This is a genomic window from Phormidium tenue FACHB-1050, assembly GCF_014696925.1.
Taxonomy (GTDB): Bacteria; Cyanobacteriota; Cyanobacteriia; order Pseudanabaenales; family Pseudanabaenaceae; genus Pseudanabaena.
The window spans coordinates 12,720-32,410 of record NZ_JACJQY010000016.1 but is presented as its reverse complement, the minus strand read 5'-3'; the positions used below and the strand labels follow the sequence as shown (position 1 = coordinate 32,410).

The following is a 19,691-nucleotide window of genomic DNA, read 5'->3' as shown; positions in this document are numbered from 1 at the left end:
ACTTAAGCAAAAATGCCTTAAAATCCTCATTTTATCGTAGGGACAATTCATGAATTGCCCCCTACATCTCGGTATTTTGCGTAAGCCCTAATACCCATTCACAAAAGTGTGACTACACTTCTGTGAATTAAAAGCCAAACCCTGTAAGGGTTTTAAAAACACAAAATGGCGTAGCCATTTTGTGTTTTGGTATAACTTCATGTGATGCGATCAGGGCGATCGCGATTGACTTACAGCAATTACTGATCAAATGAACCACAAGAGATTTTTTGAAAGTTTTGCGAAGCAAAACTTTCAAAAAATCTCTTGGCTTAAGTGCAAAGCGCTGTGGTTTGCGATTGACTTAGAGTAGAAATCTGCGGTAATTTGCCTTTATTCAGACTAATGTATGACTTTTTTTAAGAGAGAGCTATGGGAACTTGGGCTGTTGATTCCTTTGGAAATGATGATGCTTGTGACTGGACTTATGAACTTGAAAAAGCTAAAGACCTTTCACCAGTTGAAGACGCTCTAAATGCAGTGCTGAATTCTGGGGATGATGGTGTAGAGGCAACTGAAGCAACTGAAGCGATCGCCGCGATCGAGGTGATTGCCCGATTGCAAGGCAATTGGGGCGAGCGTAGCGCCTATTCCGAGAGGCTTGACAATTGGGTTGAAGCTAACCAAATCCAGCCCTCAACGGATTTAGTCCAGAAAGCTCATTTAGCGATCAAATGCATTCTTGCTGAAAATTCAGAATTGCATGAGCTATGGCAAGACACTGAAGACTATGTCGCTTGGTTAGCCTCTATCGCTGAATTAAAGCATCGCGTCAAGTTATGAAGTTTTATTATAGCTATAGCCATCTGTATCGGGACAAATCAACACCCAAATAGTGTGAGGCGGCGCTTCACACTATTTGGGTTTTATGTCCTAACAAGAATGACGACAGCTATATTTAGTCATTTAGTTAATTGGGAGAAGCTCAATGGGAACTACAATCTGGGTATTAAGTAAGGGCAAGACTACAGAAACCGATGACTGGGATCATTCGGCATTGTTTTATGCTGTGGAGAAACTCGACCTTGTATGTGATCAAATAGGTTTAACGAAGATTTCTGAATTTCTTGATTGGACAGACTTTGAAGCCAATATGTTTGAAGAAGATGATTTCCCTGATGAGGAAGTATTGAGAGATAAAGCATCATGGTTCAATCCATCGGCAGCTTTACCAATGCTGAGAGCTGTGCGTGAATATGTGGCAAGTAACGAGTCTGAGCGCGAAAGTCTTTTGGAGCAGGGTAAAGAGTATCTCTCAGAAGATTTACTTGAGGATCTGGATGATTGTATCGCAAAGGTTGAGAAGATTGAGACAGAGGGCGATTTATTCCATTTCTGTGTCGTTATGTAAATCAATGGGTTTGGGTTTGAAGTTAGATATGGATTATAGAATTCGAGATTTGACAGTTGCTGATGAGCCGATTCTTTGGACAATGCTCATGTATGCGGCTCATGAACCTTCACTTGAGTCTGTGCAACGTCAGCCAATACTTATACCAATTCACGAAAGTGTGGCAACACTTTTATGAATTAAAAACCAAACCCAGTAAGGGTTTTAAAAGCACAAAATGGCGTAGCCATTTTGTGCTTTGGTATTACTCGCTATGTAGATGGATGGGGAAGGATAGGGGATATGGGATTTGTTGCCTTAGTGGGAGAAAAGGCGATCGCCTCGGCTTGGCTACGTTTAGGCTCAGAAGAAGATGCAGGATTTGGGTACATTGCTTCCGATATTCCAGAGTTAGCGATGGCTGTGTTGCCTGAATATCGAGGTAATGGCGTTGGTACTACTTTGCTAAAGCAAGTTTTGCGATCGGCTGAAGGTTTATTTCCTGCAATATGTCTGAGTGTGCGGTCAGATAATCCAGTGGTGAATTTATATCAACGATTGGGCTTCGCGAAAGTCGAAGGCAGCGAAGTTGTGAATCGAGTTGGTGGTATTTCTTTTAATATGGTCTATAAGTTTATAGTTTAAGTGAAATGTACTCCATATTCAGCTTCTCTAAATGATGTGTTACGACTACTAAGATTTTATAATGAACAAGGGGAGTTAGCTCAATCTCTATTAGTCCCTAATTTCCCCAATCAGATTAAACGAGAAGTGAGCGGAAATAAAGAAACCTTAACCCCCTAAAAAGCTTTGGCGCACGCTGCGCGTGCGCCAAAGCTTTTTATAGCGATCGCCTACTCATTGTCGGCTAAACTACTTAAATATTCAATGTAATGAGTTTTTATCGCAAGACTCAGTAACTCTTTATGGCTTCAGGCATATTATCGCTGCATAAATGGTTAAAACCAAAACGGCTAGCCATTTTTGAAGCTTGTTTGATTGGGGTATTGTCAGGCTTAGCCGCCGTCATGTTGAAACAGGGGATTGGTTGGCTCGGTGGTTGGCGGCTACAGATTGCTAACGACTTACCCGCATGGTTCGCATTGCCGATCATTGGCTTGACTGGTGGATATCTTTCAGGATTTTTAATTGAACAATTTGCAACTGAGGCTTCAGGCAGTGGCATCCCCCAAGTGAAGGCAGCCCTTGGTTATGTACCGATCGCTCTAAATTTGCGTGTTGCCATTGTTAAAGTTGCCAGTACAATTTTGGCGCTGGGTTCAGGATTAGCACTTGGTCGTCAGGGACCAACCGTACAGATTGGAGCTGCGATCGCAGGACAGGTGAGTCAATGGATTCCCACTTCTCCCGAATATCAACGCCAACTGATCGCCGCAGGAGCAGCCGCAGGACTTGCCGCAGGATTTAACGCCCCGATCGCAGGTGTGTTATTTGTAATTGAAGAATTGCTCCATGATGTTTCTAGCTTGACTTTAGGAACTGCGATTCTGGCTTCTTTTATCGGCGGAGTTGTTTCTTTAATGTTGTCAGGGCAGAGCCTTGTCTCAGTGATCCCTACAATTCAATTTTCCGCCCAAGAGATTCCTTTTTTACTATTGCTAGGGCTACTGGTTGGATGGTTTGCCGCATTCTTTAATCACAGTGTCCTTGCGGTTACGAAATGGAATCGGAGCTTTTTTAAAGTCGGATTAGCATGGCGAATTGCGATCGCAGGATGTTTTTCTGGTATGGCGATCGCTATGTTACCTAGCGACTTTCGCGACAGTACAGGGTTACAGATGTTTCTTGCCATGGGGCAATCTGAATGGCAACTAACAGCAGGGACTTTTGCCGTAAGGTTTATCCTCACTCTTATTGCTTGTAGTGCCGAGACTTCTGGCGGATTATTCGTACCTAGCCTGATCTTAGGCTCAGCCCTTGGATCTTTAGTGGGGAACTTAGAACATTCACTGCTGGGTACAGGAACTCTCGCGACCTATGCACTATCGGGAATGGGCGCTTTTTTTGGAGCGGTTGCAAAAGTTCCCATTACCGCTTTTGTGATTGTCTTTGAAATCACACGAGATTTTAATATTATTCTGCCATTGATGATTACCAGCGTAGTTGCTTATCTTTGTACAGAAAAATATGCCCCTGGTTCTTTGTACACACATTTATTGGAACTAAAAGGCATTCATCTTGAAGCAGAAGCCGTTACTGATGGATTATGGGATGGACTGAGAGCCGTTGATGTGATGCAGCGACAGGTCGAAACCCTAAACAGTGAAATGCTGATCGATGAGGCGATGCAGGCTTTTGCGCGATCGCGCCATCGAGGCTTTCCTGTAGTCTCCCAAGAACATCTAGTTGGTATTATCACCCAAATGGATTTGGTGAAAGCCCAAGAAAGCAAGGTGTCGGGAGATATGACGATTAGCCAAATTATGACCCCTCAACCAATCACAGTTAGTCCTGAAGAGCGCCTTACTCAAGTTCTATATTTGCTTTCCTATTACAAACTTTCGCGATTACCTGTCATTGACCGCGATAAGCTTGTTGGCATCATCACCCGCAGCGATATTTTACGCGCTCAAGCAAAGCGATTGCGCGGAGTCAGTTCCCAAATATCTAAACCATCCTATCTTGTCTACCAACAACGAGGAACAGCTACAGGCAAAGGCAGACTATTGCTACCTTTGAGCAATCCTCAAACCGCGATATATTTGATTGAAATTGCTCTAGCGATCGCCGAAAAACACAACTATGAAATCGAATGTCTGCATATCATTTCCATCTCACCGCATCTTGCTCCCTCAACTACTACGGTTGATTTGAATTCTAGTTTGGAACTATTTCAACAGATTACCGATGCTGCCAAGATTAGGCAAATATCACTGCATACCCAAGTGCGTGTAGCCCATGATGCTGGTCAGACAATTTTAGAGGTAGCTAGCGATCGTAAGATTGATTTGTTATTAATCGGTTGGCATGGCAAATCAAAATCTCCCGATCGCATATTTGGTGACACCGTAGATACGGTAGTGAAGCAAGCAAATTGTGATGTAATGCTAGTCAAATTTAGCGATCGCCTTCAAAAGGTTAATCCATTTAATCAAGAATTTAAGAAGCCCAATATTTCCTTCAATCGTTGGCTAATTCCGATTTCTGGGGGACCAAACACCGAGAATGCATTGCTACTGCTCCCAAGTTTGATGTCACTTTCTCCTTATCCAGAAGTTTGTCTCTGCCAAATCTTTTCTCCTACTGACGAAAAACATAAAACGAGTCACTTAGAAAAATATGCCAATTCTTTATATAAGTCGCTCCATTTTTCCGTTGGCACAATTCCTATATGTTCTAAATCGATTGCTGATGCAATTCTCGATCTGGCAAATCAAGAGAGAAGTGATGTGATTATGTTAGGGGCAAGTCGTGAAGGGATTTTACAGCAGGTTATGCATGGGAATATTCCTGAAGCGATCGCTAAAAATAGTAATAGAACAATTATTATTTTCCGCAAAGCACTATAGCAAAACTTTCAGAGAAGTAGGGGCAATTCATGAATTGCCCTTACTTCTCTGAAAGTTGCTTCAAGATTGCTATTGTCAAATTTTGATTTGTCAGTTATATTACATCACAGGCTGAATAAACCTTTGGTTTCAAGCCAAATCACACTTGATAATAAACATTTAGACAACAGGAGGTGATGCCCATGCAATCAGATAGTAGTAACGGTAAACGTGTGGGTCTTCAGGTTTCCGAGCTGTGTGCTGGAGCTGTTCTGTAAGGTATTTAGTTAATTATCTCTAGTTCTCTAGCCTAATTTCCTAGTAAACCTGAGATCCTTCCAGCAGTTGACTGTGACCTAAAGATCCTAAAATATTCCGAAACAAAAAGACCTAGCCAATGGCTAGGTCTTTTTGTTTCATAGCAAGTAATAGCTGCGCTTTGCGCCGCCATTACTTGCTATAAATATTGCTTCGCAATATTTTGAACCTAGGCGCTAGTCAGGAATAAAATTACATCACCTTCTTGCACCACATATTCCTTACCTTCACTGCGGAGCAACCCCTTAGCACGAGCCGCACTCATCGAGCCGCACTCCACAAGATCCTTAAAAGCAACTGTTTCGGCACGAATAAAGGCTTTCTCGAAATCAGAGTGAATTACGCCTGCGGCTTGGGGTGCTTTCATCCCCGCATGAATTGTCCAAGCGCGGGCTTCCTTTGGTCCAACAGTGAAGTAAGTGCGTAAACCTAAAAGGTGATAGGTGGCACGGATTAGAGATTTTAAACCGCCTTCTTTAACTCCAAGGGATTCTAGAAAGTCTTGACGTTCATCATCTGGCAATTCTAAAAGTTCAGCTTCAACCTGAGCCGAGACAATAGTTACTTCAGCATTCTCCGCCGCCGCGATCGCCTTGACTTTATCGACAAAAGCATTGCCAGTCGCGAGATCATCTTCAGAGACATTTGCTGCGTAAATTGTCGGCTTGAGGGTCAGCAACTGCAACACCGAAATTGCTTCTTTTTCTTCGTCGTTGAGATTAGCAAGACGTGCAGGCTTACCAGCGTCTAAGGTCTCGCGAACTTTTTCAAGAGCCGCTAATTCGATTTTGGCATCAGCATCGGCACGGGCTGCCTTGCGAGTACGATCAATGCGGCGATCGACTTGAGATAGGTCAGATAGAGCTAGTTCGAGGGTAATAATTTCAATGTCACGGGCTGGATCGATTGAGGCTTCAACATGGATGATGTCGTCATTTTCAAAACAACGCACGACATGAACGATCGCATCGCAGACACGAATATTTCCTAGGAACTGATTTCCTAACCCTTCGCCCTTGCTTGCGCCTCTGACCAATCCTGCAATATCGACAAATTCGACTCGAGTGGGGATGGTTTGCGCGGATTTACCGACTTCGGCGAGGGTATTTAGGCGATCGTCAGGGACGGACACCGAGCCAACGTTGGGTTCAATCGTACAAAAGGGAAAGTTGGCTGCTTCCGCCTTGGCGTTGGCAACTAGAGCATTAAATAACGTAGACTTCCCCACATTGGGTAGTCCGACAATCCCAGCTTTGAGCATGATGGCTATCTAAACGAAAACTTTTTTGACTTGTGCTTATAAATTTTGTCACAAAAGTCTCACCAAGTGAGACTTTTACTAAAATTTAGCTCCAAGCATCATTATTCAAGCCCGTAAAGTTGCGCCCCATAGAGGCGCAACTTTACGGGCTTGGATTTGCAAAGATGAGTAGCAGCGCGAAGCGCTGCTACTCATCTTTTGGGTTTTACAGCAATTATTGAGCGAACCAAGAGATTTTTTGAAAGTGTTGCGAAGCAACACTTTCAAAAAATCTCTTGGTTTGGGTTTGACGCAAAGCGCTGCATAACTCGCGTTGCTATATGATCCAACTCCTAAGATTCTCCTTAAGTTTTTGTTTGATAATCCAATCCTCAAGAGTCTCCTTAAGTTGTTGCCGACGGATCGGCTTACTCAGAAAATCATCCATTCCTATCGCTAAGCAGCGATCGCGATCCTCTGTAAAAGCATTAGCAGTCATCGCAATGATCACTACATGTCTAGATATCTGAGCATTAGACTCGATTCGACGGATGGCTTGAGTTGTGTCATATCCATCCAACAAAGGCATTTGACAATCCATCAAGATAATGTCGTAGTCTTTACTTCGCATTAACTCTAGTACCTGCTCCCCATTCTCAGCTAGGTCTGCTTGACATCCTAATTGTGATAAATACGTCATTGTCACTTTCTGATTGACAATATTATCTTCTGCTAATAGAATTTTTGATTTTTTCAACTCTTCTAAACCAATATTTGGCTTAGAGCTATCTCGAAGACGAGGAACAACGGCACTCGTAGAAGAATCATTGGATAAGACTGGAATCTCAATTCCCAGAGATGAAAACACAGCTTTAAGTAGTCGCTGCTCCTTAAAGGGTTTCGTTATATACCCACAGAAGCCTTGACGCATGATTATTTCTGTTTCACCTTGCCTATCGGCTGTCAACATTGCCATGATTGGTAAATCAGCAAATCCTTCTTTTTCATGAATTTGCTGCACTAACTTAGAGCCATTAAAATCAGTCAGTCTCCAATCTATAATGGCAACATCAACTTTGTGACTCGCATCCATATAGTTGAGCGCGTCAACCATATGGGATACCTCATAGACTTCTGCTCCAAATTTAGTGAGGTAATAACGTATTGCATGGCGAGTATGTCGGTTTGCGTCAACTACTAAAATACTTCGCTTACTTAATGGGTGTGAATTATAATCTAAAGATGCTGGATTTGGAACTGATTGAAGAGTTAAAGGAAGCCTCACCCAAAAACAAGTTCCTTTGCCATTTTCGAGAGGGCTAGATACACCGATCTCACCTTGCATTAGCTCCACTAACTGACGACAGATTGCGAGTCCTAAGCCAGTACCGCCAAAACGGCGATTGGTAGAAGTATCAACTTGAGAAAAAGGTTTAAAGAGCTTATCCTGATTTTCGGGATCAATACCAATACCCGTATCGATCACTGAGAATCGCAAATAGACTTGAGATTGGGGCGAATCCTTATTTGCTAAAGAGTTAGCTTGCTCAAAAGTGCGATCGCGTTCCACCCGTACCACTATCTCGCCTTCAGTAGTAAATTTAATTGCATTACCAATTAGATTCATCATAATTTGTCTAAATCTAACTGTGTCTGCTATTAATGAAGTTGGTAAGCCTTCCTCAAAACAAGCATTGATTTCCAGACCCTGATTATGGGCTTGTAATGCAAAAAGCTCAAGAATTTCTTCTATACATTTCTCCAAGTCAATGGGTAGACTTTCTAACTCTAACTGCCCTTCTTCTAACTTTGATAAATCCAAAATGCGATTAATCAAACTAAGCAATAAATTACCACTTAGCCGAATGTTTTCTACAAAGTCTTGCTGACGAACATCTAGGGGAGTTGCAAGTAATAGGTCTGTCATTCCCAAAACCCCATTCATGGGAGTCCGAATTTCATGACTCATATTTGCTAAGAAAATGGTCTTAGCTTTTGCTGATTGCTCAGCAAATTGTCTAGCAGCTAACAATTCTTGTTCTTTACGTTTCAGTTCTGTAATATTACGACCTACATAAACAAAATCATGGCTAGATTGCGTACTGTACTCAATTTGATGATTTTGGATGGTTGAGCAAGAGAAAGAGATTAAAATCTCTTCATTATTTTTCGATAGACATAATATTTCAATATTTGAAAAATAGCGATCGCTATCTAAAGATTGTTCATTATTTGACTGGTTTTCTAGATATTGTTGATGAATTAAATTTAGCTGATTAGGATTTTTAAATAACGAAGCGATCGACTTATTTACTAGTTCATCTTGAGAATAACCAAATAAGTTGATGGCAGCAGGATTGACAGTTTTAATTTTACCTTGATAATTAGTGACGATTAAAGCATCAGCCATCGCAGAAATAATTTTGTCAATATATTCCTTTGACTTCAATAGAGCATGAGCAAGTAAATCAGATTCATTGGCTCTTTGCATTAATGTTTGAGTCATTATCATCATATCTGTGGCATCTTCAATGCAGATAATGATGTTTTTGTCTTCGTCTTCTAATTCATTAGTTCCAATAATGTAGAAATTAAAATAGAGAGGTTTTTGAGGATTGAGTGAACGATATACCCCTTTGATCTCAAAACTAGTAAGTTGGTTGTGCCAAATATTATTAAAAGAGTCTTCTAATCCAATTGTTTCTGGAAATGCATTGCGAATATCTTTGTTTAGCAATGATTCGTAAGGATATTCCGAATATCTCTCGGCTCCATAGGAAGTATCAGTAATCATAAACTGGCGATCAATCGTAATAAATGATCGCTCTGAAGCAGTGAGAAGTTTTTTTAGAAGTTTTGACTGTTTCATAGCAGTTAATGATGTGATAAATAGAATGCCGAATGATTATTTGTTTAGGATATTTTCACTTGTAGCTTTCTAATACTTTGATTTTAGTCATAGAGTCTTTATTCTAGCATTAGCATCTGAAACGCCAATTTTTGGAATGTTTCATCAACACCTTCACCAGTTTTAGCGGATGTAATATTTGTAGATATATTGAGGTTAGCAAAATCAGCAGGGATAGATTTCAATAGACTTTCCCTTTCATGACTTTCAATTAGATCAACTTTGTTTAAGGCGATGATTAAGTTTGATTGAGGATTAATAGATTGAAAAAGCTGTACATGAGCTTTGAGATTTTGCATACTTGTATTTCTGGTGACATCGCCAACGATGATTGCTCCCTTTGCACCTTGCAAATAACTAGGTGCGATCGCCTTAAAACGAGTACTGCCTTCAATATCCCAAATAATTAACTGTAATTGTTTTAATTCTATTGGAGAATCATTTACGCTGGTTTCATTAATAGATACTAATTTTCGAGAGATTTTTACACCAACCGTTGACAAATATTTATCGCTAAATTGACGGTCAACAAATTGGCGAATTAGGCTAGTTTTACCAACACCAAAATCACCAATCAGACATATTTTTTGAGAAATTACTTTGGTAGGAGAATGCATTTAATTAGATACGGACATGGGCTTTAAAATTGGTTGAAACTCAACCCACCGTAACATTTGCTCAGAGGGCTGCTGTACGGATATATCTATTATTCCAGAAATATGTAAGCGTTTAGCATTTACACCTCTTTGCAATAGAGCGTCTCGAACAGTTTGTGCGCGTTTCATCCCTAGTTGATAGTTGATAGCACGATCTCCAATGTTATCATTCTTTACCAAAATCTTAAGATTGTAATCTGGGTAAAGATCCAGAAAAGCTTGAATTTCTATTAATTTTTCAGTATCAGTTGGTTCTAGTACTGTCACCAACAGTGGAAAGTAGATGCGTGTTGATAGCTTTGGGGTCAGAATCGTAGCCGCATTGCTAACAGTCGAAATTCCTGCGATTTTAGTGAATGCTTGGGTGATTTTAGGGATCATTCTGGGCTGCTCAATCTGTCCTGTAATTGTTACTTGTCCATCTTTAATTTGGCTTTGAATGTTTACGCCTTGGGTATAGTTGAGTGCTTTCGTAAGTCGTTGGACTTCGATCGCTACAAGTTCTGGGTCGGGCGGGATGTTGACCGTATAGATATTATTGTTAATCTTGCCGTCCGCTATGTCTGCTTTTGAGGCAGCGATCGCCACTTGCAATGCGCGATCGCGCAAGCGTTGATTTGGCAATTTGCCTCCTAACTTCAAGCGATCGCCATCGACAGTGACATTCAGGCGATAAACAGCCAGTTCGGGAGTACTGGCAAATGCTTCTAAAACCCTAGTTTCAAGTTGACGATCTCGATTCGATTGATATTGATAAATTCCGATTGGCACAAAAATTAGGGCAAGTATAGCTAAACCAGTCAAAATCAATGCTTTTGGTAACTGTTTAGAAGATTTGGTTGACTCGGCTTCTATTAATGTTTTGAGTTGAATTTCTACTTCTATTGGAATGATACTGGGATCACCATCAAATGCTTTGAAGCGATCGCCATAGACTTGTACAACTCGACCAAAAACATCACGAATTTTATTTACCAAAGCCGCGTCAGGCTCTCCTTGAATGATTACTGCAAGATAACAATATCCTGCCACTTCCAGCAAAATCTTAGAACCACTATAGTTAATCGCATCAAGTTCCGTAGTACTTTCCGATCGCGATATACATTCATTAGCAAAGCTCCGAATTGCGGTCAGCATCCCCGCTAGCATGTCTGAGTCAATTGGCTCTACTAAAGAATCGAGATCACTTTTTTGGATGTCGATTATTACTAGTCCTGAAAGGTTATGGATCAAAAATATGGCCTGGATTTCAAAGGGAACTGACTCTTTAAGAATCAACTCGGCTTCCGATACACCTTTCATGCGGGCGCGAAATTTACGTTGTAGCCCTTCCACACTAAAAGTCTGTTCAACCTTTTCATTAATCGAACGAATTGCCTCCGCAAAATATTTAGAGATCGTATTCCCAATTACAGGATACAGGGCATCAACCATAGCATCACGTTCTAACACGATCTGTTGCTTAATTGCAGCTCCCATTTCTGGCGCAAGTGCATCAACGATTTCATCTCGATCAATCCGAATTTGCTCGCGAATTGCTGCTCCAACCTCTGGCCCAAGTGCTTTAGCAATTTGCTCAGGGTTACTACGAATTTGTTCACTAATCGCATTGGGTAAAAGATCGGCGATCGCATGGCTCATTGACACTCGATCTAGTTGCGATCGCTCAAAGATCACCTCAGCAATAATTGGCGTAATCGCCTGACACATCTCTTCTCTAGCTTGATCGGCTTTGAGACTGAGCAACTCAGCAATAATTGGCAGCAAAAGCTGGACTAATTCTGCGGGTTGATTAAGTTGATTTTCTAACTGAGCAACGCGATCGCTAACCTTATCAATCTCCATTGGAATATTGCTCTGTTCATCATCCATTACTGAAAGTCGGCGAGAAGCATTTTGCAATAAACTTTCCAACCCTTCAATTTTGTTCATGATTGCAGGATTATTAACCTGACTTTCGACTATTCCCAGCTTTTGCTCAACCGCAATTTTGAAGTTTCGTAAGTCTTCTAGCTCTGGAACAACCAGAATATCCTGTAACATATGAATTGCTTTATCATCCTCCTCTGATAATTCTTCTAAATTATTGTTTTGTGAATGTGATTGAGATTTGGGAGGAGTAGCAGATGGAGATGGGGTCTGAGAAGTCGCTTGAGAAGATAATTGAGTAGTGGATTGAGATTTTTTCTGAGGGTTTTGGAGTGATGCTATTTGAGAAATCTTTGGAGACGAAACTTGGTTGTTTTCACTACCAAAAAGAAGCTCTTGGATAAGATTTACCGTCTCTACTTCTTCCGTTGTTGAGGATTCAATTTTTTCTAAGATTACATTGTCATTATGATTAGAGAGATTTAAATTTTCATGATGTTGATCAGAATCATGATTCCGATCAACATCATGAAAATTAGCAGGCTGAATGTCTCTTAAAAATGGCAGCTCATCTAACAGACTAGGGAAAGGGTATACGGAAGGCGATCGCACTATATCTGCAAAATCTTCATCTGAAGATTGTTGAATGGGCTTAGCCAATGAGTTCTGTCCATTTGGCGATCGCTCTATATCTATAGATTTCCTATCTAAATATTTAGGTTTCGCCTGAGCCGATGAGTCCTGCTCGATTTCCAATCGTCTGGAGCTAGATTTACTAGACTTAATATCTATATATTTATCATCTTTATGATCAATATTTAACAGACTTGAATCATCTATGCGTTGCTGGTTTTGAGGAGTATTAGGTTTTTCAGAGTCAATAATATTTAGCTCAGAGAGCAGGAGTAAAAACTTCTCAACATCACTGAGCGCTTTATTCTGGAAGTTACCCTGTTGCTCTTCTTTTTGCTCTGACATACTACTTTTGCATAATGACAGTATTTTTGTACTATAGCGCTTTTCAATCAAGCGAGGTACATAGGTTTGTTTCCCCGCCTTCGGCGGGGAAACAAACCCGTACTTCACTAGACTGATAAACGCTATATAGCAGTCCTAAATCATTTGTAGATTTTTGGGTTTGTGGAAGCGCACCCCGAAGGGGTGCGCTTCCACAAAGCATTTAGGATTGCTATATAGCAATGAAAGTTTTGCTTAGAACATAAAACCAAAATAAATGAAGGCGGCGCGAAGCGCCGCCTTCATTTATTTTGGTTACAAAACGAGAGGCTTCAGCCCCTCGTTTCGTACTTGTGGTTACTTTTTAAGGAATTTATGGCTTGGCTTTAGAAGTGCGTGATGTAGTTCTAGTTGCAGGGCTAGTTGACTCCGCACTAGTTGAGACTTTTGGCTCAGAATCGAGGATACTCACCCGTTCATACTTCTCTTCCACCTTTTCTTCAGCCGCTTCACGCAGTTCAGGTACAAACTCAGAACCCTTAAGTCGCATACCTAACTCAAATAGCAGCTCAGCCATATCATCTTTAGAAAGCTTGTCTTCCCGCAAAATTGAGAAATGACGGTCTAGCTCCTCTAAAACTAGCGATCGCAATTCACGAGTATCATTTTGTAAATTATCTCTAGTTTGGGCAATTTCTTCCCGCAGCGCTACCCGTTGCGCTTCAACATTCTCATCAAGGGTTTCAATACTACTGGTAAACTTGCGATTAATGCGATCAAATTGTTGACGTAAGTCAGCAGCTTCCTCTTGAGTAGAGGCGCTAATCGTTTTTAGTCGCTTATCAATAGACTCAACCGCCGCCCGTAACTCACTGGCTAACACTGTTTTCAAGTCGCTAAGGCGATCGCGTACATCTTGCTGAATTGCCGAGATATCCGACTCAGCTTTATCTAGCCGACTAGTGTATTCGCGCAAATGTGCGCCGAAAATGATATCGCGAATTTGATCAATATTGCCTAAGCGTTCGCGAATTTCATCTCTGGTGATTTCACCCATTAGGTTACCTCTAGGAATGATTTGAACAGGTACGAAGTTTTTGGTCTCAAGGCTCTACATAGTAAGCTTTGCAAATTGCTATAGACAACTTGCAAACCGTAAAACCCATAATAATTTTGGTTTGCAATTTTTACATTGTCTATACCAATGTAAAAACTTTGATATGCATAATGTTTTGGGCGATCGCCACTAAACATAACCATAGCAAAGTCTTGCCATTTTTGCTGTCTTTTGGTTATGGCTATAATTCGCGTTACTTCGCAGAATTGTTATTAATTTGGGTAATATAAACACAGCACTGCTAGTTAGCTTTGTTATTACTGGCAAAATATGTCTGCGATCGCCCAATTACCATACAAAAAGCTACGCTGGCAAAGAAGCAAAAGTTCTTCACTAGCCCGTCAACGCGAAGTATTCTTAGCTGCGTTTACATTCCTGTTTTTTATATGGTGGGATAAATTCTGGCAAGACAATACATCACGGACTCGCAGCAAAAGGGCGGAATGGCTAGTTCGCAATATGCTCGAACTAGGTCCAACATTTATCAAAATCGGTCAATCCTTATCCACTCGTGTGGATTTGTTACCACCTGAATATATTAGTACCTTGGCACAACTTCAGGACAAAGTGCCAGCCTTCAGCGCCAAAGAAGCCAGAGACATTATCGAACTCGAACTCGGAAAATCTCTGTATGCGATCTATCGTGACTTTGACGAAATTCCTCTTGCCGCCGCTAGCCTTGGACAAGTACATCGAGCTACTTTATATAGTGGCGAAGAAGTTGTTGTCAAAGTCCAACGTCCTGGGTTAAAAAAACTATTCGATCTTGATTTACTTGCGGTTGGTAAACTTCTCAAAGTATTTCGACGCTATTTTGCTTGGACGCGTAAATATAACTTAGAAGGAATTTATCAAGAATTTTTTACTATTCTTTATCAAGAAATTGATTATGCGATCGAAGGCATCAACGCCGATCGCTTTCGCAAAAATTTTGAAGGCTATCCGCGCATTGTTGTCCCTAAAATTTATTGGGACTATTCCACCTCAGTAGTTTTGACCTTAGAATATGTTCCTAGCATCAAAATAGACGATCGCCAAGCCCTCGAAGCCTGTGGATTGAATCCTAAAGAAATTAATCAATTAGGAATCTGTTGTTATCTCAAACAACTGCTCCAAGATGGATTCTTTCATGCTGATCCCCACCCTGGGAATTTAGCCGTTAGCCCCAGTGGAAGTTTGATTTTCTATGACTACGGCATGATGGCTGAAGTCAAAACTATGGCAAAGGATCAAATGGTGAAGACCTTCTTTGCAGTACTACGCAAAGATACCAATGAAGTTGTTGATAGCTTGCTGAGCATGGGTTTTATCGAACCGATCGCGGATATGAGTCCGATTAAACGCATGTTAAAATTTGTGTTAGATCGTTTCACCGAAAGACCTGTGAATATCTATGAGTTTGAGCAAATTAAAGGTGAAGTAGTAGCCATCTTTGAGAAGCAGCCATTCCGTTTGCCTCCCCAAATGACCTATCTCCTCAAGTCTCTCACTACCCTTGACGGTATCGCCAGAATTCTCGATCCAGAATACAACTTTACCACCGCCGCCCAGCCCTTTGTGAAAAGCATCGTTCTCACTAAAGGTCGGGGCAATACTTTAGGAGCTTTGGCTCAACAAGCTAAAGATTTTCTGGTCTATCAACTCAATAAGCCCAGTCGCATGGAAATTTTATTAGAAAGATTGGAAGAGAGAATTGAGCGTGGCGAGTTGATGATTCAAGTCAAGTCTTCTGAAAGCGATCGCACTCTCAAAAGAATTAACATTGCTGTTAAAGCTTTAATCTATGCTTGTTTAACGGGCTTCTTGGCTTTAGTTGGAGCCGTGCTATTAGTTGGTACTACTGCTTACTCTGGCTGGGCGATCGCCGCCTTTACAGGTGCTTTCTTCTCTGGATTTTCGCTAATTCGCGCTCTCGTCCAGCTATCAATCCGTGAAAAAATTGATAATATTGCTGAACAATAACAAACGAATGGCGGCGCAAAGTGCCGTCATTCGTTTGTTACTTTGGGAACCAAAAACTCCAGTCAGTATTGGGCTTTGATGGTGGTTTGTACAAATCAGGCTTACCAGTATATAGAACTTCAGCAATGAGAGGAAAACTCTCAGTCTGACTAGGTGGACAATCCCAATCTGGATGATGCCACTCATCAAGGCGTAAAATTTCAGTCAATCCTTCGGGAATAAACACTCCATATTCTTCCTGATTAGCCAATAGCTCTTCACGGTAGTTTTCTAATAGCGCGATCGCAATATTCGGCTCATGCTCAGAAAACAAATCTGGTCGCGAAATAATCTGCAACTCTGACAAAGGAATGGTCTTCCCACGGACAGTTACATAATAGTCATTGGACATTTCATCGTATTGAATTTGTCCTGTAATTAGGTAGCGATCACTATCAAATCCTTGTCTTCCCTGAACGCAATTGCCAACGCACTCCAATATCGTCGTCAATCCTTCGCCCGCAGGACACCAAGTAATTGAGTTAAACAGAATTAACCAACGACTGTCATCCCGAAATGCTAATAATCTGGAAGAAATATAGTCAATATTCACATTGCCAAAACAAGGCATATCGATCGCATCAAAACGGCGATCGAGAAATTCTAGGATTTGTTGTGATGATTCCATATATGTTTGCAGCGATGAATACATTGCTTTGCAATGTCTCTATCTTATATCTTTGATAATTTTATTGATAACTGTCTGTTGAGATTCTATGCTCTCCACTAATCGAAACTGGACAAGCGATCGCAATAGATTATGTTCAGGATATTTGACATGAAAATAGATATTGCCTGCTAAGTAATCGGTAAAAAAGCGTAATCCTAACTCAAAGGTAATTACCCGAACCGCATCATAAATATAGGCATAATCATACTCTGTGAGAAAAGATCGCGCAGTTGAGAGATATCCCTGCAAAATCCCTTGACAGAGTTCCGTATCAAACTGAACATCTTGCCATTGTTCAGTCTCTTCACCCGCAGGATTACAACCCGATCGCAAACAATCACCAATATCGTAATGCACTAAACCAGATTTCACCGTATCCAAATCGACGACACTCACCGCCAGTTGCGTCTGCCGATCAAATAAAATATTATTCACCTTGGGATCGCCATGCATCGTTCGCAAAGGTAATTTCCCTGCCGCTTTTACATCTTCTAAAATATGCGCTAAACTATGGCGATCGCTTACAAATTTCAAACAATAATCGACTTCAGGTGATCGCTTAAAATGTGCCCTCGAAAGAACTTCCTGATACTGGCGAAGATAGCGCGGCGTAATATGAAAACCCTCCAAAGTATCTGCTAATCTCTCTGGTGCTAAATCACTAGTCAAATGATGGAACGTTCCTAAAGCATAGCCAACTTCTCGCGCTTGTTCCATATTTTCCATAACATCAAAGGATTGAGAACCTGCAATAAAACTAAGCGATCGCCAAAATTCTCCACTTTCAGTCTGCCAATAGTCTTGCCCTTGCTGCGTTGGTAATATTTTCGGGATATCCCATCGTCGCTCTAGTGGGTGATTTTGCAGGCGATCGCGTACATGATTTGTATAACCCCGCATATTTTGCATGACTAACTTTGGATCATGAAATACTTTGGTATTGATACGTTGCAAGATAAAAGATTGATCTGCTGCTGCTTGCAAAGAGACTAAAAAAGTATCATTAATATTGCCACTGCCAAAGGGTTTAATGTCAGTAATTTGTTTTTGAGGAGAGAACTGCTGGGCGATCGCCATAATTTGCGATTTAGCAAATTTATCTATTTGGATATTTTGAGCCATAAGTTTTAGGTAATATCAACAATTCTTTGGCTAAGCATAGTGTCATTTTTTGGGTAATCTGGAAAGTCTATCTAAAAACTTAGGGCTGCGCCGTAAAATAAAGAACCAGATTTTTGGTGGCGTGGCTTCGCCGCGCCATCAAAAATCTTAAATTGCAGAATCCTTATATTGAGGTGATTTGTTGACAAAGCCCCCACCGAATATTCCATCTCCTCTTGCTGCGCGTCCTCATGGGTTAGCCCGATGGATGCCCATTATCGCTGTGTTAAAGAATTATCAACTCCCTTGGTTACTCCAAGATATAGTTGCAGGATTGGTACTGACCGCAATCCTTATTCCCGCAGGTATGGGCTATTCTGAAGCCGCAGGCTTACCTGCGATCTATGGGCTATATGCCACGATTGTGCCACTAATTGCCTATGCCATTTTTGGACCTAGTCGGATTTTGGTATTAGGTCCTGACTCTGCGCTAATTCCGCTTATTTCGGCGACAGTACTCCCACTGTCTAATGGCGATCCTCTACAGGCGATCGCTATCGCAGGAGTGTTAGCAATTCTTTCGGGAATTATCTGCATTGTTGCAGGGCTAGCAAGATTTGGCTTTATTACCGAACTACTTTCTAAACCAATCCGCTATGGATATCTGAATGGAATTGCTGTGACCATTTTAATTGGTCAATTACCGAAGATATTTGGATTTTCAGTATCTGGCAATACGATTTGGGAAGCCCTGATTGGATTTGTGCAAGGTGTCCAAGAGGGCAAAACCAACACGACAGCACTAGCGATCGGCTTATCTTGTTTACTGATGATTCTAGTTCTCAAGAGAATAGCTCCCAAAATCTCAGGGGTCTTGATAGTAGTGGTTGTAGCAACGATAGTTAGTTCTTTATTCGACCTTGCACAGCGATCAGGCATATCTGTAGTCGGAGTCTTGCCACAGGGATTACCCATGTTTCAGGTTCCCAACATTGCACCGATCAAATTTGATACTCTGTTTTCCAGTGCTTTGGCGATCGCCTTAGTATCCTATGCCGATCTGAGTGTGTTATCACGGACTTTTGCCATACGGGGTGGTTATAAAGTTGATCGCAATCAAGAATTAATTGCCTTGGGTATTGCTAATATTGCCGCAGGATTATTTCAAGGATTTTCCGTTAGTAGTAGTGCTTCGCGTACACCTGTAGCCGAAGCCGCAGGCTCAAAAACTCAGATTACAGGAGTCGTGGGAGCAATTTGTCTTGCCATAGTTTTATGGTTTGCCCCGATGTTATTACGAGATTTACCGCAAGCAGCTCTCAGCGCTGTGGTAATTTCTGCTGGTATAGCCATTTTTGAGATTAGGGGAACTTTACGCCTATATCAGTTACGACGATTTGAATTTTTTCTATCAATTGTTTGCTTTTGTGGTGTCGCAATCCTCGGTGTGATTCAAGGCATCTTTGGCGCTGTCGTTTTAGCGTTGATAGCCTTTGTTTGGAGTGCTTGGCGACCACACTATGCAGTACTTGGTCGTATTGATGGTATCAAAGGCTATCACGATGTCTCGCGTCATCCCGAAGCTAGACATATTCCAGGATTAGTAATCTTTCGGTGGGATGCACCGCTGTTTTTTGCTAATGCTGAAACCTTTTGTGAACAGGTGTGGCAGGCAGTTATGACCGCACCAACGACAACTAAGTGGGTATTGGTAGCCGCAGAACCTGTCACTGATATCGATCTTACGGCTGCGGATGCGATCGCTGAACTTGATAAAACTCTCTGCGAAGCACACATCGAATTATGCTTCGCAGAGATGAAAGGTCCCACCAAAGATCGCCTCAAACGTTACGGACTCTTTACCAAGATTGGCAAAGATGACTTCTTTCCCACCATTGGACAGGCTGTGGATATGTATTTGGAAGTAAATAAAGTCGAATGGCATGATTGGGATGAATAAAAGAGAATGCGGTGCA

At 41.4% G+C, this 19,691-nt stretch carries 14 protein-coding genes; 7 read left to right on the top strand and 7 right to left on the bottom strand.

Annotated features, from left to right (window positions below; translation table 11 throughout):
* The first annotated feature begins 411 nt into the window (after positions 1 to 411).
* The 5 genes from H6G05_RS11635 to H6G05_RS11615 all read left to right on the top strand — a co-directional run bounded on the left by H6G05_RS11635 (position 412) and on the right by H6G05_RS11615 (position 4,899).
* On the top strand, positions 412 to 822 hold the full coding sequence (locus tag H6G05_RS11635; RefSeq protein ID WP_190578338.1) for a DUF4259 domain-containing protein: 411 nt from the start codon (positions 412 to 414) through the stop codon (positions 820 to 822).
* Between the two features lie 145 nt (positions 823 to 967).
* Positions 968 to 1,390 (top strand): hypothetical protein, encoded by a 423-nt coding sequence (locus H6G05_RS11630; RefSeq protein WP_190578337.1) that lies wholly within the window; start codon positions 968 to 970, stop codon positions 1,388 to 1,390.
* A gap of 28 nt (positions 1,391 to 1,418) precedes the next feature.
* Entirely contained in the window at positions 1,419 to 1,568 is a 150-nt protein-coding gene (locus H6G05_RS11625) for a hypothetical protein (RefSeq protein WP_190578336.1), read from the top strand.
* Positions 1,569 to 1,672: 104 nt separating this feature from the next.
* Complete coding sequence (locus H6G05_RS11620; RefSeq protein WP_190578335.1) at positions 1,673 to 2,014, top strand: GNAT family N-acetyltransferase; 342 nt, start codon at positions 1,673 to 1,675, stop codon at positions 2,012 to 2,014.
* 281 nt (positions 2,015 to 2,295) lie between these two features.
* The gene (locus H6G05_RS11615) at positions 2,296 to 4,899 is read left to right on the top strand and encodes a chloride channel protein (RefSeq protein WP_190578334.1); all 2,604 of its coding nucleotides are present in this window, start codon (positions 2,296 to 2,298) and stop codon (positions 4,897 to 4,899) included.
* Between the two features lie 466 nt (positions 4,900 to 5,365).
* Here the strand turns inward: H6G05_RS11615 and ychF are convergent, their stop codons facing one another.
* The 5 genes from ychF to H6G05_RS11590 form a co-directional block, all read right to left on the bottom strand.
* The gene (gene ychF, locus H6G05_RS11610; RefSeq protein WP_190578333.1) at positions 5,366 to 6,457 is read right to left on the bottom strand and encodes a redox-regulated ATPase YchF; all 1,092 of its coding nucleotides are present in this window, start codon (positions 6,455 to 6,457) and stop codon (positions 5,366 to 5,368) included.
* 316 nt (positions 6,458 to 6,773) lie between these two features.
* Positions 6,774 to 9,305 carry a PAS domain-containing hybrid sensor histidine kinase/response regulator gene (locus H6G05_RS11605; protein ID WP_190578332.1) on the bottom strand — a complete coding sequence of 844 codons (2,532 nt, stop codon included), beginning with the start codon at positions 9,303 to 9,305 and terminating at the stop codon, positions 6,774 to 6,776.
* A 98-nt stretch (positions 9,306 to 9,403) separates the two neighbouring features.
* Positions 9,404 to 9,961 (bottom strand): Rab family GTPase, encoded by a 558-nt coding sequence (locus H6G05_RS11600; protein WP_190578331.1) that lies wholly within the window; start codon positions 9,959 to 9,961, stop codon positions 9,404 to 9,406.
* A complete protein-coding gene (locus H6G05_RS11595) occupies positions 9,962 to 12,847 on the bottom strand; it encodes a BON domain-containing protein (protein WP_190578330.1) in 2,886 nt (961 codons plus the stop codon). It lies immediately after the preceding gene.
* 352 nt (positions 12,848 to 13,199) lie between these two features.
* Entirely contained in the window at positions 13,200 to 13,883 is a 684-nt protein-coding gene (locus tag H6G05_RS11590) for a hypothetical protein (protein ID WP_242025441.1), read from the bottom strand.
* A gap of 330 nt (positions 13,884 to 14,213) precedes the next feature.
* Here H6G05_RS11590 and H6G05_RS11585 point away from each other — a divergent pair, with 330 nt between their 5' ends.
* Positions 14,214 to 15,905, top strand: a complete 1,692-nt coding sequence (locus H6G05_RS11585) for an ABC1 kinase family protein (protein ID WP_190578329.1) — start codon at positions 14,214 to 14,216, stop codon at positions 15,903 to 15,905.
* Positions 15,906 to 15,942: 37 nt separating this feature from the next.
* On the opposite strand, the gene H6G05_RS11580 is transcribed toward H6G05_RS11585, so the two are convergent.
* Positions 15,943 to 16,572, bottom strand: coding sequence for a DUF7003 family protein (locus H6G05_RS11580; RefSeq protein ID WP_190578328.1), 630 nt, complete (start codon positions 16,570 to 16,572; stop codon positions 15,943 to 15,945).
* Between the two features lie 39 nt (positions 16,573 to 16,611).
* The gene (locus H6G05_RS11575; protein WP_190578327.1) at positions 16,612 to 17,736 is read right to left on the bottom strand and encodes a phosphotransferase enzyme family protein; all 1,125 of its coding nucleotides are present in this window, start codon (positions 17,734 to 17,736) and stop codon (positions 16,612 to 16,614) included.
* A 181-nt stretch (positions 17,737 to 17,917) separates the two neighbouring features.
* Between H6G05_RS11575 and H6G05_RS11570 the strand changes: the two genes are divergently transcribed.
* A complete protein-coding gene (locus tag H6G05_RS11570; RefSeq protein ID WP_242025438.1) occupies positions 17,918 to 19,675 on the top strand; it encodes a SulP family inorganic anion transporter in 1,758 nt (585 codons plus the stop codon).
* Positions 19,676 to 19,691 lie beyond the last annotated feature (16 nt).

Coding starts and splice junctions, on each gene's coding strand:
- H6G05_RS11595 (WP_190578330.1), bottom strand. CDS start 12,847: ATGTCAGAGCAAAAAGAAGAGCAACAGGGTAACTTCCAGAATAAAGCG.
- H6G05_RS11580 (WP_190578328.1), bottom strand. CDS start 16,572: ATGGAATCATCACAACAAATCCTAGAATTTCTCGATCGCCGTTTTGAT.
- H6G05_RS11600 (WP_190578331.1), bottom strand. CDS start 9,961: ATGCATTCTCCTACCAAAGTAATTTCTCAAAAAATATGTCTGATTGGT.
- H6G05_RS11615 (WP_190578334.1), top strand. CDS start 2,296: ATGGCTTCAGGCATATTATCGCTGCATAAATGGTTAAAACCAAAACGG.
- H6G05_RS11620 (WP_190578335.1), top strand. CDS start 1,673: ATGGGATTTGTTGCCTTAGTGGGAGAAAAGGCGATCGCCTCGGCTTGG.
- H6G05_RS11585 (WP_190578329.1), top strand. CDS start 14,214: ATGTCTGCGATCGCCCAATTACCATACAAAAAGCTACGCTGGCAAAGA.
- H6G05_RS11575 (WP_190578327.1), bottom strand. CDS start 17,736: ATGGCTCAAAATATCCAAATAGATAAATTTGCTAAATCGCAAATTATG.
- H6G05_RS11625 (WP_190578336.1), top strand. CDS start 1,419: ATGGATTATAGAATTCGAGATTTGACAGTTGCTGATGAGCCGATTCTT.
- H6G05_RS11630 (WP_190578337.1), top strand. CDS start 968: ATGGGAACTACAATCTGGGTATTAAGTAAGGGCAAGACTACAGAAACC.
- H6G05_RS11635 (WP_190578338.1), top strand. CDS start 412: ATGGGAACTTGGGCTGTTGATTCCTTTGGAAATGATGATGCTTGTGAC.
- ychF (WP_190578333.1), bottom strand. CDS start 6,457: ATGCTCAAAGCTGGGATTGTCGGACTACCCAATGTGGGGAAGTCTACG.
- H6G05_RS11605 (WP_190578332.1), bottom strand. CDS start 9,305: ATGAAACAGTCAAAACTTCTAAAAAAACTTCTCACTGCTTCAGAGCGA.
- H6G05_RS11590 (WP_242025441.1), bottom strand. CDS start 13,883: ATGGGTGAAATCACCAGAGATGAAATTCGCGAACGCTTAGGCAATATT.